At 63.9% G+C, this 14,325-nt stretch carries 15 protein-coding genes; 7 read left to right on the forward strand and 8 right to left on the reverse strand.

All coding sequences use genetic code 11. The annotated features are described in order from the left end of the window. Positions 1-4: 4 nt before the first annotated feature. The 3 genes from ACVWW1_RS15150 to ACVWW1_RS15160 all read left to right on the forward strand — a co-directional run bounded on the left by ACVWW1_RS15150 (position 5) and on the right by ACVWW1_RS15160 (position 3,128). Positions 5-934: an alpha/beta hydrolase family protein gene (locus ACVWW1_RS15150; protein ID WP_456656362.1), complete on the forward strand. Its 930-nt coding sequence runs from the start codon at positions 5-7 to the stop codon at positions 932-934. Between the two features lie 661 nt (positions 935-1,595). Beyond that, on the forward strand, positions 1,596-2,648 hold the full coding sequence (locus ACVWW1_RS15155; RefSeq protein WP_456656363.1) for an IS110 family RNA-guided transposase: 1,053 nt from the start codon (positions 1,596-1,598) through the stop codon (positions 2,646-2,648). A 342-nt stretch (positions 2,649-2,990) separates the two neighbouring features. Further along, positions 2,991-3,128, forward strand: coding sequence for a hypothetical protein (locus tag ACVWW1_RS15160; RefSeq protein WP_456656364.1), 138 nt, complete (start codon positions 2,991-2,993; stop codon positions 3,126-3,128). On the opposite strand, the gene ACVWW1_RS15165 is transcribed toward ACVWW1_RS15160, so the two are convergent. Beyond that, positions 3,129-4,118, reverse strand: coding sequence for an aldo/keto reductase (locus tag ACVWW1_RS15165; RefSeq protein WP_456656365.1), 990 nt, complete (start codon positions 4,116-4,118; stop codon positions 3,129-3,131). It lies immediately after the preceding gene. Between the two features lie 135 nt (positions 4,119-4,253). Here ACVWW1_RS15165 and ACVWW1_RS15170 point away from each other — a divergent pair, with 135 nt between their 5' ends. Then, on the forward strand, positions 4,254-5,144 hold the full coding sequence (locus ACVWW1_RS15170) for a LysR family transcriptional regulator (RefSeq protein ID WP_456656366.1): 891 nt from the start codon (positions 4,254-4,256) through the stop codon (positions 5,142-5,144). 97 nt (positions 5,145-5,241) lie between these two features. Here ACVWW1_RS15170 and ACVWW1_RS15175 read toward each other — a convergent pair whose 3' ends face one another. The 7 genes from ACVWW1_RS15175 to ACVWW1_RS15205 form a co-directional block, all read right to left on the reverse strand. After that, positions 5,242-5,595, reverse strand: a complete 354-nt coding sequence (locus ACVWW1_RS15175) for a cupin domain-containing protein (protein ID WP_456656367.1) — start codon at positions 5,593-5,595, stop codon at positions 5,242-5,244. A 58-nt stretch (positions 5,596-5,653) separates the two neighbouring features. After that, the gene (locus ACVWW1_RS15180; protein ID WP_456656368.1) at positions 5,654-5,863 is read right to left on the reverse strand and encodes a DUF2934 domain-containing protein; all 210 of its coding nucleotides are present in this window, start codon (positions 5,861-5,863) and stop codon (positions 5,654-5,656) included. A gap of 459 nt (positions 5,864-6,322) precedes the next feature. Beyond that, positions 6,323-6,973, reverse strand: a complete 651-nt coding sequence (locus tag ACVWW1_RS15185) for an alpha/beta hydrolase family protein (RefSeq protein ID WP_456656369.1) — start codon at positions 6,971-6,973, stop codon at positions 6,323-6,325. A 543-nt stretch (positions 6,974-7,516) separates the two neighbouring features. Next, positions 7,517-8,902 (reverse strand): glutathione-disulfide reductase, encoded by a 1,386-nt coding sequence (gene gor, locus ACVWW1_RS15190; protein WP_456656370.1) that lies wholly within the window; start codon positions 8,900-8,902, stop codon positions 7,517-7,519. Positions 8,903-9,080: 178 nt separating this feature from the next. Next, the gene (locus ACVWW1_RS15195) at positions 9,081-9,614 is read right to left on the reverse strand and encodes a DUF2059 domain-containing protein (RefSeq protein WP_223973379.1); all 534 of its coding nucleotides are present in this window, start codon (positions 9,612-9,614) and stop codon (positions 9,081-9,083) included. Between the two features lie 23 nt (positions 9,615-9,637). Next, positions 9,638-10,336 (reverse strand): ribose-5-phosphate isomerase RpiA, encoded by a 699-nt coding sequence (rpiA, locus tag ACVWW1_RS15200; RefSeq protein WP_176532026.1) that lies wholly within the window; start codon positions 10,334-10,336, stop codon positions 9,638-9,640. Positions 10,337-10,444: 108 nt separating this feature from the next. Beyond that, positions 10,445-11,188 carry an SDR family NAD(P)-dependent oxidoreductase gene (locus ACVWW1_RS15205; RefSeq protein WP_456656371.1) on the reverse strand — a complete coding sequence of 248 codons (744 nt, stop codon included), beginning with the start codon at positions 11,186-11,188 and terminating at the stop codon, positions 10,445-10,447. A gap of 168 nt (positions 11,189-11,356) precedes the next feature. Here ACVWW1_RS15205 and ACVWW1_RS15210 point away from each other — a divergent pair, with 168 nt between their 5' ends. The 3 genes from ACVWW1_RS15210 (at position 11,357) to moaA (ending at position 14,029) form a co-directional block, all read left to right on the forward strand. Continuing rightward, positions 11,357-12,037 carry an HAD hydrolase-like protein gene (locus ACVWW1_RS15210; protein ID WP_456656372.1) on the forward strand — a complete coding sequence of 227 codons (681 nt, stop codon included), beginning with the start codon at positions 11,357-11,359 and terminating at the stop codon, positions 12,035-12,037. 160 nt (positions 12,038-12,197) lie between these two features. Then, complete coding sequence (locus ACVWW1_RS15215; RefSeq protein WP_456656373.1) at positions 12,198-12,680, forward strand: hypothetical protein; 483 nt, start codon at positions 12,198-12,200, stop codon at positions 12,678-12,680. 314 nt (positions 12,681-12,994) lie between these two features. Further along, positions 12,995-14,029 carry a GTP 3',8-cyclase MoaA gene (gene moaA / locus ACVWW1_RS15220; RefSeq protein ID WP_456656374.1) on the forward strand — a complete coding sequence of 345 codons (1,035 nt, stop codon included), beginning with the start codon at positions 12,995-12,997 and terminating at the stop codon, positions 14,027-14,029. Positions 14,030-14,325: the final 296 nt, after the last annotated feature.

Raw genomic sequence — 14,325 nt, forward strand, 5'->3', positions numbered from 1 at the left:
TACCATGAATGCCAGGGAAATTGCCGCAGCCTCCGCCGCGCTGGACGACGTTTTTAGCGACGACATCGTCGTGCCGGCCGCGGACGGCTATCCGCTCGCCGCGACGCTGTTCCTGCCGCGCGGCAGGAAGCGCCACGCCGTCCTGATCAACTCGGCGACCGCCGTGCCCCGAAAGGTCTATCGCGGCTTTGCCGGCTACCTCGCCCGCCGCGGCGCGGCGGTGCTGACCTACGACTACCGCGGCACCGGCGACTCGAGGCCGATGGCGGCGACGACCGGCCTCAACAAGCCGAAGTCGCTGGCCGGCTTCAAGGCCACGATGGCGGACTGGGCCGCGCTCGACACCACCGCGGCCGTGAGCTGGATGCGCTATCGCTACCGCGACCTCCCCTTCGCCTATGTCGGCCACTCCTTCGGCGGCCAGGCGCTCGGGCTCCTTGCCAACAACGCTGAAATTCCCCGCGCGCTGCTGGTCGCCTCGCAGGCCGCCACCTGGAAGCTGATGGCCTCGCCCGAGCGCTACCGCGTCGTCGCCTTCATGAACGGCATCGGCCTGCCGCTGGCGCGCACGCTCGGCTATGTGCCTGCCTGGGCCGGTCTCGGCATGGACCTGCCGCGGGGCGTGTTCGAGCAATGGCGAGGCTGGGTAATGCGCGAGCGCTATCTGCTCGATGATGCCACACTCGCGGCGCGCGAATATTTTCCGAAGTTCAAGGGCAAGCTCCGCGCGCTTGTCATCACCGACGACACCTGGGCGACGCGGCCGGCGGTCGAGCTGCTGTGCTCCGCGTTCACCTCGATCACGCCGGAAATCATCTCGATCCGCCCCGCGGATGTCGGCGCGAAGGCGATCGGCCATTTCGGCTTCTTCCGCAGCGACCACCGCGACACGCTGTGGCGCGGCGCCGCGGAGTGGCTCGAGGCGGAGGGGTAAGGGCCAGATTCTCCGCTGTCGTCCCTGCGATAGCAGAGACCCATACGCCGCGGATGTTGTGAACGGGACTCGTCGTTCCAGCATCGCGCGCCAATCAGCGTAGGTGGTTGGGTCCCTGCTTTCGCAGGGACGACACTGAGTATGTTGCGTGGCCGGTGGACATAGCTTCGCATTCTCGCGACATGAATCGTCCGAGCTCTGCTCTTCGTTTCGCGCTCTCTCCAAACAGAGGGCGCAGGGAAAGCCGGGTGCCGATCGCACCCATGGGTCCGGTGCAACAAAAAGCACCGGAGGTCGGACCACAGGTGTAACCGGAAACATCCCGGCTTTCCCTGCGCGATGGGTTACGGCTTATACCTGCTCTCCCCGGTGAGATTGGGCTTGCTTGTCACCGCCTTCGCAAGACGCTTGCGCGTGCTGCGACGAGACACCTGCCGCTAGGGCGTCAGGACCACACGATTTCGCCGTCCGCCTCGCATGCATGTCGTCTCTCGCATGCCCGGCGTCCACCGCATCTCACCGCAACACTCCTGACGATGCGCAGCGCCCCTCGATTGGGTCAGACGGGCCAATTGAACATCTGAGAATGGGATGGACCGGCCGTGCTCCCGCCAAACCCGCGAGCATACTTGTGGGGGGAATCAGGAGGAGGAACACGCCCATGCCACACAAGTTTGACACCGCAGTCGTCACCATTGGTATCGATCCCGGCAAGAACACACTGCACATGGTTGGCCTCGACGCCCGAGGAGAGATCGTGCTGCGTGAGAAGGTGGCCCGCACCAAAATTGTGTCTCGGCTCGCGAATGTGCCGCCATGCCTGATCGGGATAGAGGCAGGCATGGGAACGCACTATGTGACCCGCGAACTGCTTGCCCTCAACCACGACGTGAGACAGGTGCCGCCGGTCTACGCCAAGCCTTTCCGGCAGACCCACAAGAATGACTTTCGAGATGCGCATGCGGTTGCTGAAGCCGTGCAACGTCCGACGACACGGTGCGTGCCGCCGAAAACGGACGAGCAGCTCGATCTCCAGGCATTGCACCGTGTGCGCTACCGCCTGGTGGGCGAGCGGACCGCGATCATCAATCAGATTCGCTGCTTTCTCCTGGAGCACGGCCTCACCGTGAGGCAACAGCTCCACTGGTTGCGCCATGCATTGCCAGACATCCTTTCCCAACGCACAGACGTCCTGTCACCGCGGATGGTTCGCATCCTAGAAGATCTGGCTCAAGACTGGCGCCGCCTCGACGATCGCATCGAGGCCGTGAGTGGCGAAATCGAAGCGCTTGCCCAGACCACGGAGTCTTGTCGGCACTTGATGACAATACCGGGCATAGGTCCGATCATCTCGAGCGCCGTCGTCGCCGCGATCGGCAATGGCATTGCCTTCACACGCGGCCGCGATTTTGCGGCATGGCTCGGTTTGGTCCCTAAGCAGATATCGACAGGTGATCGAACGATTCTCGGGCGCATCACCAAACGCGGCAATCGCTACCTTCGCATGCTCTTCATGCAGGCCGCTCGCGTCGTTCTGCTGCGACCAAGGAACTGGATGAAGCACGGCTTTGGACCTTGGCTTGCCGCTGCGGCTCAACGCCTACACCATAATGTGCTGGCGACGGCTCTGGCTAACAAGCTGGCTCGCATCGCATGGAGCGTGTTGGCACAACATCGTGTATACGAGACGCGTCTCAGCGCAGCAGCGGTATGACATGAGCTCGCTCTGGTTCACCAAAGGGATGACCGCCACCCTTCTCCGCCACCGTCGCTCGCCCATCGGGGCGAGCGACGGTGGCTCCGAAGGGATGGCTTCAGTCAATCCTAGAGAACATTTGAAATGGGAGATACCCGCCGAAGTCTGCGAGTTGGATTTGAAGAATGGGAGAACGGTCTCGCCGTCGCGTTCGTGATCTGGTGACCCAATTGGCCTTCGAGGGCCTATCCGAGAATGAGATCGGACGCGCGCGGATATCCATGATGGCCAGGAGCGATCTGCTCCACGCAAGGGCCGGATACAGAAGCGCAAGACCAACCACTGTTCTGAAGATTCAGCTTGCAACGCACGGCCGGTCCATACAGTTGGGTCAAACGCCAAGCGGAATATTTTCCGCGCAAGGACTGGACAGCACAAATCGCTTTGATTTGGTTGATGAACTTCGTGTTTGCGCGCAAGGCGATGCCGACGGCGTGATCAGAGACCCGTCATCTTGAGCACCGCCTCCGGCAAGCGTTCGCCCTGCACTACGATTTTCGAAAGCGCCGCTGCGATCTCTGCCAGGTCCTCTGTCGTGAGCGTCACATTGACGGAACCGAAGTTTTCTTCCAACCGATGCAATTTGGTGGTGCCAGGAATCGGAACGATCCACGGCTTCTGCGCCAACAGCCATGCGAGCGCGACCTGCGCGGGCATCGCGGCTTTGCGCGCGGCGACGGCCTTGACGATATCAACGAGGGCCATATTGGCCTTGCGGGCTTCCAGGGAGAAACGCGGTACGCTGTTGCGAAAGTCCGTGGGATCGAACCTGGTGTTCTCGTCAATCTTTCCAGTCAGGAATCCCGCGCCAAGCGGACTGAACGGCACGAAGCCGATGCCAAGCTCCTCGAGGACTGGAAGAAGTTCAGCTTCCGGCCCGCGCCAGAACAACGAATACTCGCTCTGCACAGCCGTCACCGGCTGCACCGCGTGTGCGCGACGGATCGTCTGGACACCTGCTTCGGAGAGGCCGAAATGTTTCACCTTGCCTTCCACGATCAACTCCTTGACCGCGCCGGCAACGTCCTCGATCGGCACAGCAGGATCGACCCGATGCTGATAGAAAATATCGATCCGGTCCGTCTTCAACCGCTTCAGACTGGCATCGGCGACCGCCTTGATGTGTTCTGGACGGCTATTGGTGCCGGCATTGCGGGCGCCAGTCGCGAGGTTGATGTCGAAGCCGAACTTGGTGGCGATGACCACCTTGTCGCGAATCGGCACGAGTGCCTCGCCGACCAACTCCTCATTGACGAATGGGCCGTAGGCTTCGGCCGTGTCGAACAGGGTGATACCGCGATCATAAGCATCGCGAATGAGGTTGATCATCTCCCGTTTGTCGGCCGCCGGGCCGTAGGCAGAGCTCATGCCCATACAGCCGAGGCCGAGCGCGGATACTTCGAGCGTTCCAAGTTTGCGGACTTGCATGGCGGTCTCCAATAGGCGTCGGGCTTTTCTGATCTTCAGCCCTCAATAGCGATGACCAAAAATCTAGGAGCTGTCGGAGCTTGCGATAAGGCGCTATTATAAGAATGAGCTTTTTAGCTGAGCTAACAAATCAGAATGGAAAACTTCAACGATCTAGCTGCGTTCGCGTCCGTGGCCAGGGAGCGGAGCTTTACCCGCGCCGCGGCCAAACTCGGCGTTTCACCGTCGGCGCTCAGCCAGACCATCCGCAATCTCGAGGAGCGGCTGGGTCTGCGTCTCCTGACCCGTACCACGCGCAGCGTCGCATCAACGGAAGCTGGCGAACGTCTGCTACGCACCATTGCGCCGCGCTTTGAAGAAATCGAAGCCGAACTGACGGCCTTGAGCGAGCTTCGGGAGAAGCCTGCAGGAACCGTACGCATTACTGCTGGCGAGCATGCGGCAATCTCCGTCCTGCAACCCGCGCTCAAACGGTTCCTGCCCGACTATCCGGACATCCAGGTCGAGATCATCGTCGACTACGGCCTCACCGATATCGTCGCCGAAGGCTATGACGCTGGTGTCCGGATGGGCGAGCAGGTTGCAAAGGACATGATCGCCGTGCGCATCGGCCCGGATCTGCGCATGGCGGTCGTCGCGTCGCGCGCCTATTTCCAAAAACATTCGATCCCCGAAACGCCGCAGGACCTGACGGCGCACAACTGCATCAATATCCGGCTCCCGACCTATGGCGGGTTGTTTCCTTGGGACCTGGAAAAGAAGAAGCGCGAGGTCAAGGTGCGCGGAGAAGGCCAACTCGTCTTCAACAGTCTCGGTATGAGGCTGCAGTCGGCTTTGGACGGTCTCGGCGTTGCATACATGCCCGAGGACCAGGCGCTTCCCTATATTGCAGACGGGCGCCTGGTGCGGGTTCTGGAAGATTGGTGTCCAGCCTTTCCCGGCTATCACCTCTACTATCCCAGCAGACGGCACTCGTCGCCTGCCTTGGCTCTATTGACTGACGTTCTCCGATATCGTGGCAAATAGTCGGCAGACCCAAACTTGCTCGGGACCATCACGGTCGATACTGCTTATCCGACACCTGCCACGTCTCTGCGCGCAGAGATGCTACGCAGCGCCACCCTCACACCACCTTCCGCGGCGCAGCCGTCGCCGCATCACCCGTGTTCGGCGTCCCCGTCGGCTCGATCAGCAACAGATGCACCTCTTCCCGTGCGACAGGCCGATGCTCGACGCCCTTCGGAACCACATACATCTGACCTTGCTTCAACGTCACGGTGCGATCGCGCAGCTCGATGTCGAGCACGCCTTTCAGGACGAGGAAGAAGTCGTCGGTGTCGTCATGCTTGTGCCAGACGAACTCGCCCTGCACCTTCACCACCATCACGTCGCAGGCGTTGAATTGCGCCACAGTGCGCGGCGACCAGTGATCGGAGAATGTCGCCAGTTTCTCCGAAAGATCGATCGCGTCGCTCATGATGCCTCCGGGTCCGGGCCAGCTTGCCCGGGCTCGTTAGCTCAGCCGCGCGACACACTCAATGCACGCCCCTTAACTTCTCTGGATACGGTGCCGGCTCGTTGTGCCCGTTGATCTCGCAATGCGTTTCGCCGTTGGCGGCCTTGCGCGCCAGCAGTTCCCGCTCCGCCTTGTACCAGAGCTGATCCATCTGGCCCGGCGGTTCGCCGGCATCCTTCCACAATTCGTAGGCGCGGGTCCGAATCTCCTGCTCGGTTGGGCCTGTCATGGGCGGCTCCCTCTATTTGAGACATCAAACCGTTTGGAGTGGAACTGCCAGCATAGCGCAAGGTTCCAAGGCGCGCGAGATCGCCGCGCTGCCCATCGCACCATCTGCGCACAAGCGCCGTTGCGCAGGCCATTTGCCGGAAACTGCATTTGATTTGAGCGCGCGAAGAGCGGCCCCGGGGGAAAAGACCCCGAAGCATATGCCTGTCAACAAGGGTGCCCAATTCCCCAGCATCAAGCGCGGCCGCCGGCAGCGCGCCAGTCTTGCGGAGGCAACCTACCCCTTCTGAGGTATGAAACCTTTGCGCGCTTCTGCAGACTTAAGATTATCAGGATTTTGCCGTGACCTTCCTGGGGCTAGAGACAACGCCGCTCGCATGTATTTTAAGCGGGCGGCGTTGGGCTGTCAGGCAGGGCTCGTTCCCCGTTCCCGACCGCCACACCAAGGCGCGGCGGCTGCTCAGCGCAAGTTTGCAGTGAAGAAATCGAGCGCAAGGCCGATCGTCTCGGCATGGACCGCCTCGCGGTCGATGCCATCGGGATCGCGGCAGACAGCCCCGATCACCAGACGCCCTACTGCGGTACAGGTATCGAAGAAGACGAAATGGCCGGCGCGCGGAAACTCCGTCAGCGCCGCATGCGGCATGGCCTTGCCGAGCGCTTCGGCTCCGGAAGCCGGCGGCGCCACTTCATCGGCGCTTCCCGTGACCATCGCGACCGGGATTGATATTCCGCCAAGGCTCTCCGGCGTCAAGGCCGGTCCCGGTCCCGGCGCCATGGCAAAAACAGCGCGAACGCGCTCATCGCGATAGGAATTGCCGGCAAGGCTGTAGCGTTGCCGGAAGTCGGGATCGGAACCGAGGCGCAGCTGGCTCTTCCGGCGCAGGTCCGAGACGCCCGCTTGCGCCGTGCACAGCGCGTCGGCAGCGGGTGAGCGGCAGAACGCCTCCGTCCGCGCCGGATCGGTGATGCCGCCTGCGATCGCAAGCACCGTGTAGCCGCCGAGCGAGTGGCCGGCAGCGCCGATCCGCGCCGGGTGATCCGGTCGCCGAAAGTCTCGTCGGCGCGCATCGCGTCGATGATCGCGCTGAGGTCGACGGCGCGCAGCCACATCAGCGCAAAACCCTCGACCGTGTAGTCCTCCAATTGATTATTCCCGGGATGGTTGACCGCAACAGCGATAAATCCGTGGGCTGCAAGCCCCACGCCGAGCCAGGCGAGATCGGATGCCGTGCCGCCGAAGCCGTGCGACAGCAGCACCAGCGGACGTCTCGGTCCCACCGCGGGCGCAGCATCGGGCGCGGCGCGGCCGGCGCGGGCGAAGGGGATGAGGCGCGGTCCGATCGATTGCGGCTGCTCGCGCGCTTCGGCCACGGCCGGGTACCAGATCATGACGCGGAGCGCGTGAGTTGCGGCGCCGCGCCAGTCGTAAGGCTCGGCCGGAACGAAATCGCGCGTCGTGACGCCGACCTTCAATATAGTATCGTCGGCGTATGCGAACTGCGGCGCCGCGAACAGGATCAACCACAGCGCCAGAAACCGCATCCAGACGCTCCCGATCACCGTTGGTCGCTCCGCGCATCCGCGGTCCGGCTCGATGTGTCCGGATGGTTCGCCGCGATGCGCCGCATCATCCCGGCACGCCGCGTGCGCCCTACTCCGCCGCCTGGCGCACGTGGCGCGCGGTCGGGGTGCGCATCGTCACCAGCTCTTCGGAGGCGGTCGGATGCAGCGCGACGGTGGCGTCGAAATCCGCCTTGGTCGCCTTCATCTTGACGGCGATCGCAACGGCTTGCGTGATCTCGGCGGCGGCATCGCCGACGATGTGACAACCGAGCACGCGGTCGCTTGAGCCGTCGACCACGAGCTTCATCAGCACGCGGGTGTCGCGGCCGGACATGGTCGCCTTGATCGGGCGGAAATCGGTCTTGTAGATGTCGACGTGGCTATACTGCGCCCGCGCCTCTTCTTCGGTGAGACCAACCGTGCCGACCTCCGGCTGCGAGAACACCGCGGTCGGGATCGTCGCATGGTCGACCTGCACGGGGCGCTTGCCGAACACGGTGTCGGCGAAGGCATGGCCCTCGCGGATCGCGACCGGGGTCAGATTGGTGCGGTGGGTGACGTCGCCGACCGCGTAGATGTTGTCGACCGAGGTCTTCGACCAGCCATCGACCTGGATGCCGCCATTGGCGGGATTGATGGCAACGCCCGCGGCTTCGAGCCCGAGACCCCTGACATTGGGATGCCGGCCGATCGCGAACATCACCTGGTCGGAGGCGATGCTCGAGCCGCTCGACAGATGCGTAGTGAAATCGCGGCCGTGCTTGTCGATCTTCGTCACCGTGCAGCCGGTGATGATGGTGATGCCGCGCTTCTCCATCTCCGCACGGACATGCTTGCGGACGTCCTCGTCGAAGCCGCGCAGGATGTTGTCGCCGCGGTAGACCACTGACACGTCGGAGCCGAAGCCGGCGAAGATGCCGGCGAATTCCAGCGCAATGTAGCCGCCGCCCTGGATCACGATCCGCTTCGGCAGCTCCTTCAGGTGAAACGCCTCGTTGGAGGAGATCACGTGCTCGATGCCGGGAACGGCTGGCCCGTGATTGGGCGCGCCGCCGGTGGCGATCAAGATGTATTTCGCCGTCACCTTCTCGCCGGTGGCCAAGCGAACGGTGTGGGCATCCTCCAGCACCGCACGGGTCTTAACGATCCTGGCGCCCGACTTCTCGACATTGGTGGTGTAGGCGCCCTCGAGCCGGGCGATCTCCTTGTCCTTGTTGGCGACGAGCGTCGCCCAGTCGAACGAGACCTGGCCGATGCTCCAGCCGAAGCCGGCCGCGTCCTCGATCTCCTGGTGGACGTGGCTGCCGATCACGAACAGCTTCTTCGGCACGCAGCCGCGGATCACGCAGGTGCCGCCCATCCGGTACTCTTCGGCGACCATGACCTTCGCGCCATAGTTGGCGGCGATGCGGGCGGCACGAACGCCGCCCGAACCACCACCGATGACAAACAGGTCGACGTCAAACTCGGCCATGGCAACCTCTCACTTCCTTCTCCCTCGCCCCGCTCTTGCGGGGTCAAGACGAGCAAAGCTCGCTCTTGGAGGGTTGGGGTGAGGGGCCGCCTCCACGAATCCGACTCGCGGAGAGTCCCCCTCACCCGGCACTTCGTGCCGACCTCTCCCCGCAAGCGGGGCGAGGTGATCAGCCCGTTTAGATGTCCTTGCCGCGCTTCTTCATCTCGGCCTTGAACTGGCCGTTGACGATCACGCCGAACTGCTGCGCCCACTGCTGCATATATTGCAGCGATCCGTTGATTGCCGTGGGCTCAGCGGTCAAAAGCTTCTGACCGAGCGGGGTCTTGTAGAACGTCACGAGGTCCTTCAGCTCCTGCTCGGTGAACTCTGCGGCGTAGATCTGCGCCATGCCGTCGCCGATCTCCTTCTCGCCGCCCGCGAACTGCTTGGCGACGATCACCGCCACCTCGTCGAGATCCTTCTGGTAATTCAGGTACTGCTGCAACAGACCGGTCTTGGTCTTTTCGATGATTCCGGGAACGGCGCCGGAATACATCACCGCCACGTTCTTCATCGTCAGGATTTCCTTGGCAGCCGCAATCGCCGCGGGGGTCGACTGCTTGACCTTGGGCATGGGGGGCAGCTGCTGCTGCGCCATGGCCGGTGCGGCCGCGAGCGCCAGTCCAGCCGCCAGGGCCGCTGCCGACAAAAGTCCCGAAAAACGCTTCATTCCAAGTCTCCTTGCTTGCGGCGCTATCGCCGTTCAACAACCCGAATTCCCTGTGCGCCGGCCAGAACGGCGACGCTGCCGAGCCCGATGAACAGACCATGTTCAACCACGCCCGGAATCACGCTGAGCAAACCGGCGAGACGCGGCGGGTCGCCGATCCGGCCGAGATGGGCATCGACGATCCAGTGGCCGCCATCGGTGACAAAAACGTGACCGTCCTTGCCCTTACGGACGATCATCTGGCCGGACACGCCGGCCTGTGCGAACGCCCGCGCCATCGCGGCCTCTGTCGCGGCGAGCCCGAACGGGATCACCTCAACCGGCAGCGGAAAGCGGCCGAGCACCTCGACCCATTTGCTGTCGTCGGCGATCACGATCATGCGATCACTGGCGGCTGCCACGATCTTCTCGCGCAGCAGCGCGCCGCCGCCGCCCTTGATCAGATTGAGCGCGTGGTCGATCTCGTCGGCGCCGTCGATGGTGAGGTCGAGATGATCGACCTCGTCCAGCGTGGTCAGCGGAATGCCGCAGCGGATCGCGTCCGCTCGGGTCGCCTCCGAGGTCGGCACGCCGATCACCTTCATGCCGGCGCGGACCTTCTCGCCGAGCAGCTCGACGAAATGCTTGGCGGTCGACCCGGTGCCGAGCCCGAGCTTCATGCCGTCGCGCACCTCTTCGAGCGCGCGCGCCGCCGCCTGGCGTTTCAGAGCGTCCATATCCACCGGCCGATAGCCCCTCGGTTGTCCGTTACGGGCGCGCCATCGGGCGGCCCGGCGGGCGCATATCTAGCCTCGATTCACGGGCAGGAATAGCGCCATCCGGGCCCGTCTTTAGGCCGAAACGGCATCCATCGCGGCCAAAATCGCCGCAAAACGGTCCTCGACCTCGGCCCGCATCCCGGGATGGGTGAAAACATAGAGCTGGCCGTCGTGAATCGCGCGCACCACGCGGGCTGCAACCACGGCCGGATCGAGACCGGCCTCCAGGCGGCGCGCGATCTCGGCGACGACAGCGGCCATCGGGCTCGCCGGGTCGAGCTGGCGGGGCGCTCCGTAGTGCTCGGGGCGGTTGCGCCCGCTCTCGCCGATCCGGGTCCGCACATAGCTCGGACAGAGCACGCTGACGCCGATCCCGAGCGGCGCGAGTTGCGCCGAAAGTCCTTCGGAGAGGCTGACGACGGCGAATTTGGTCGCCGAATACGGGCTGACGCCGAGCCCGGCATTCATCCCGGCCATCGAGGCGGTGTTGACGATATGGCCGCCCTCGCCGTGCGCACGGATGTGCGGCAGGAAGCTCCTGATGCCGTGCACGACGCCCATCAGATTGACGTCGATCACCCAGCGCCAATCATCGACCGAGATCTGGTCGATGCCGCCGCCACCTGCGACGCCGGCATTGTTGCAGACGACGTGGACGTTGCCGAAGGCGCGGAACGATGCCTCTGCCGCGCGATCGACGCTTGCGGGATCGGCGACGTCGCAGACCACGCCATGGACATCCGCGCCGCCGACGCGCAGCGCATCCACGGCCTTGTCGAGCGCGCCGGTTTCGATGTCGGCGAGCATCACCTTCATGCCCTCGCGCGCGAATTGCGGTTGCCATGGCGAGGCCAATTCCGCTGGCCGCACCGGTGACAAAAGCGGCTTTTCCGGCGAGTTCCCGCATCCCGGCCTCCCCAATTTCATGACGCGCCGACATCTTACTCTTGCATCGCGGCGCGCAGCCCGATAGCGAAAAGCGTGATGTCCGCCTTCTCTCCCTCCATCATCGTGTTCGATCTCGACGGCACGCTGGTCGACACCGCGCCTGACCTGATCAGCGCGCTGAATTATGTGCTCGACCGCGAAGGTCTGCGGCCGGTGCCGCTGTCGGCCGCCCGGAACATGATCGGCGCCGGCGCGCGCAAGCTGCTCGAGCGCGGGCTCGAAGTGGACGGACGCGCGGTCAGCTTCGCGGACCTCGATCGCCTGACCAAGGATTTCATCGACTATTACGCTGAACACATCGTCGACGGCTCGCGCCCGTTCGACGGGCTCGAAGCCGCGCTCGATCGGCTGGAGGCCAAAGGCCATCGCTTTGCGGTCTGCACCAACAAGCTGGAATGGCTATCGAAGCTGCTGCTCGACCGGCTCGGTTTGACGCCGCGCTTTGCCGCGATCTGCGGCCAGGACACATTCGGCGTCGCCAAGCCCGATCCGGCGTTCCTGCGCGAGACGGTCGCCCGCGCCGGCGGAAGGCTGCCCGGCGCCATCATGGTCGGCGATGCCGGTCCGGATGTCGGGGTCGCCCGGCGCGCCAGCGTTCCGGTGATCGGCGTCGATTTCGGCTACACCGACGTCCCGATGACCGAGCTGAAGCCGGATCGGCTGATCAGCCATATGCGCGATCTGCCAGACGCCGTCGCCAGCCTCGGCGCAGCATAAGATTTCCGCAATGCATTGATAGTGCTTGGCAATATTTTGCCATGCGAATTTTCCATTAACCATCCTTTAACGAACAGACCTCCTCCTGTTGCACCTCTGTTCCGACGCTCCTATGGTCGGTCTGGGGATTGTGGCTGATTGCCGCAGTAGAGTGTGGATCATGCGTCGTATCATCGTGATTGCAGCCGCCGGGCTGAGCCTGGCCGGCTGCTCGTCGTTCTCATTGGATTCGTTCAAGTCGGCACCGCCGCCGATGCAGGTGCAGCTGGATTCGGCACCGCAAGGCGCCGACGCCGTGACCTCGATCGGGCCGGGTTGCAAGACGCCCTGCTCGGTGTCGATCCCGGCGCCGGAGGCCAACTTCACCGTCACCTTCAACATGCCGAAGTTCCAGCCGGCGACCGTGCCGGTGACGGTGACCCGGACGCCGGGCGACATCACCAGCCCGGCCACCACCACGCTCGATCCGAGCCCGGTGTTCGCCGAGCTGCAACCCGCCGGCCCGCCGCCGCGCGGGCACAAGGCGATGCGGCCGAAAAAGAAGAAGCCGAAGCCGGCTGCCGCTGCGGCTCCTGCCGCTCCGGACGCGGCGTTCCCTGCTCCGAGCGCGGCACCGCCGCCGGCTGCGGCGCCCACGCGCTGACGTGCAACGCTGCACGCGTCTGATCGACATTGCACTGCACAAGAGCCCGACCCAAAGCCGGGTTTTTGTATTTCGTGGAGCCACATCGGCGATTGCGATCATGTATCGCGCGATCTGCCTCACCGATCGCGCGCAATCAGCTTTGCATGTTGCGGATCATCCTTACGGACGCATTGTGACGGCGCGCCAACATGCATAGATTGTGGGTCTGGAGCCGAGTTCGGCTCCGCACGCAGGGAACACATTTCAAGACTTGAGTTGAGATCTTGAGTTAAGGTCCCGCGTCGATGGCTTGGCTTATAGGCTTGGGTTGAATGAACGGATCCACGCAGGCGCATTCCGACACGCTGTTTCGTCCGATGACCGATCCGTTCGGCCGGACGATCCGTTACCTGCGCGTCTCCGTCACCGACCGCTGCGACCTGCGCTGCTTCTACTGCATGTCGGAAGACATGACCTTCCTGCCGAAGGCCGACCTGCTGACGCTGGAAGAGCTCGACCGCCTCTGCTCGGCCTTCGTCGCCAAGGGCGTGCGCAAGGTCCGCCTCACCGGCGGTGAGCCGCTGGTCCGCCGCAATGTGATGGGCCTGGTGCGTTCGCTGTCGCGCCATCTTTCGACCGGCGCGCTCGACGAATTGACGCTGACCACCAACGGTTCGCAGCTGGCACGCTTCGCACAGGAGCTGGCCGATTGCGGCGTGCGGCGCGTCAACGTCTCGCTCGACACGCTCGACCCGGTAAAATTCCGGGCCATCACCCGCTGGGGCGACATCGACAAGGTGCTGGGGGGCATCGAGGCGGCGCGATCGGCCGGGCTTGCGGTCAAGATCAACGCGGTCGCGCTGAAGAACATGAACGAGGACGAGATTCCCGCGCTGATGGAATGGGCGCATGGCAAGGGAATGGGCCTGACCTTGATCGAGGTGATGCCGATGGGCGACATCGGCGAGGGCCGCATCGATCAGTACGTTCCGCTGTCGCTGCTGCGCGCGCGGCTCGAGAAGCATTACACGCTGACCGATCTTGCCGACGACACCGGCGGCCCTGCCCGCTATGTCCGGGTCGCGGAGACCGGCGGCAAGCTCGGCTTCATCACGCCGATGACCCACAATTTCTGCGAATCCTGCAACCGGGTGCGGATCACCTGCACCGGCACGCTGCACACCTGCCTCGGCCACGAGGACGCGTCCGACCTGCGCCGGCCGCTGCGCGCCTCCGACGACAACGATCTGCTGTCGGCGGCCATCGACCGGGCGATCGGATTGAAGCCGAAGGGGCACGATTTCATCATCGACCGCCGCCACAACCGCCCGAGCGTCAGCCGCCACATGAGCGTCACTGGCGGCTAGTTCAAAGCCCGCTGCCGACGCCTGCGCCGTCCCCCGATTACCAAGGCGGGACAACGATTTGCTGCGTCGTCAATTTGCCCATTTTCCGATTGACGGCGTTCAACGGCGCTGATTTGGTGCCCCAGCTTTCACGCTCGCCCGGCCGGATAGGCCGCTGCCCCCTGTCGGCACCTGCCGACGATCCGGTAGCCAAGAGCACCTAACAACGGCGGAAGCGGATTTCGGGGGAGGATGAACGTTTGCAACTGCTCCTGAAGGTGAGCCGTGGCTCCGTGCGCGTGCGTGCGGTGGCCAGA

This window comes from Bradyrhizobium sp. JR3.5 (assembly GCF_054057015.1).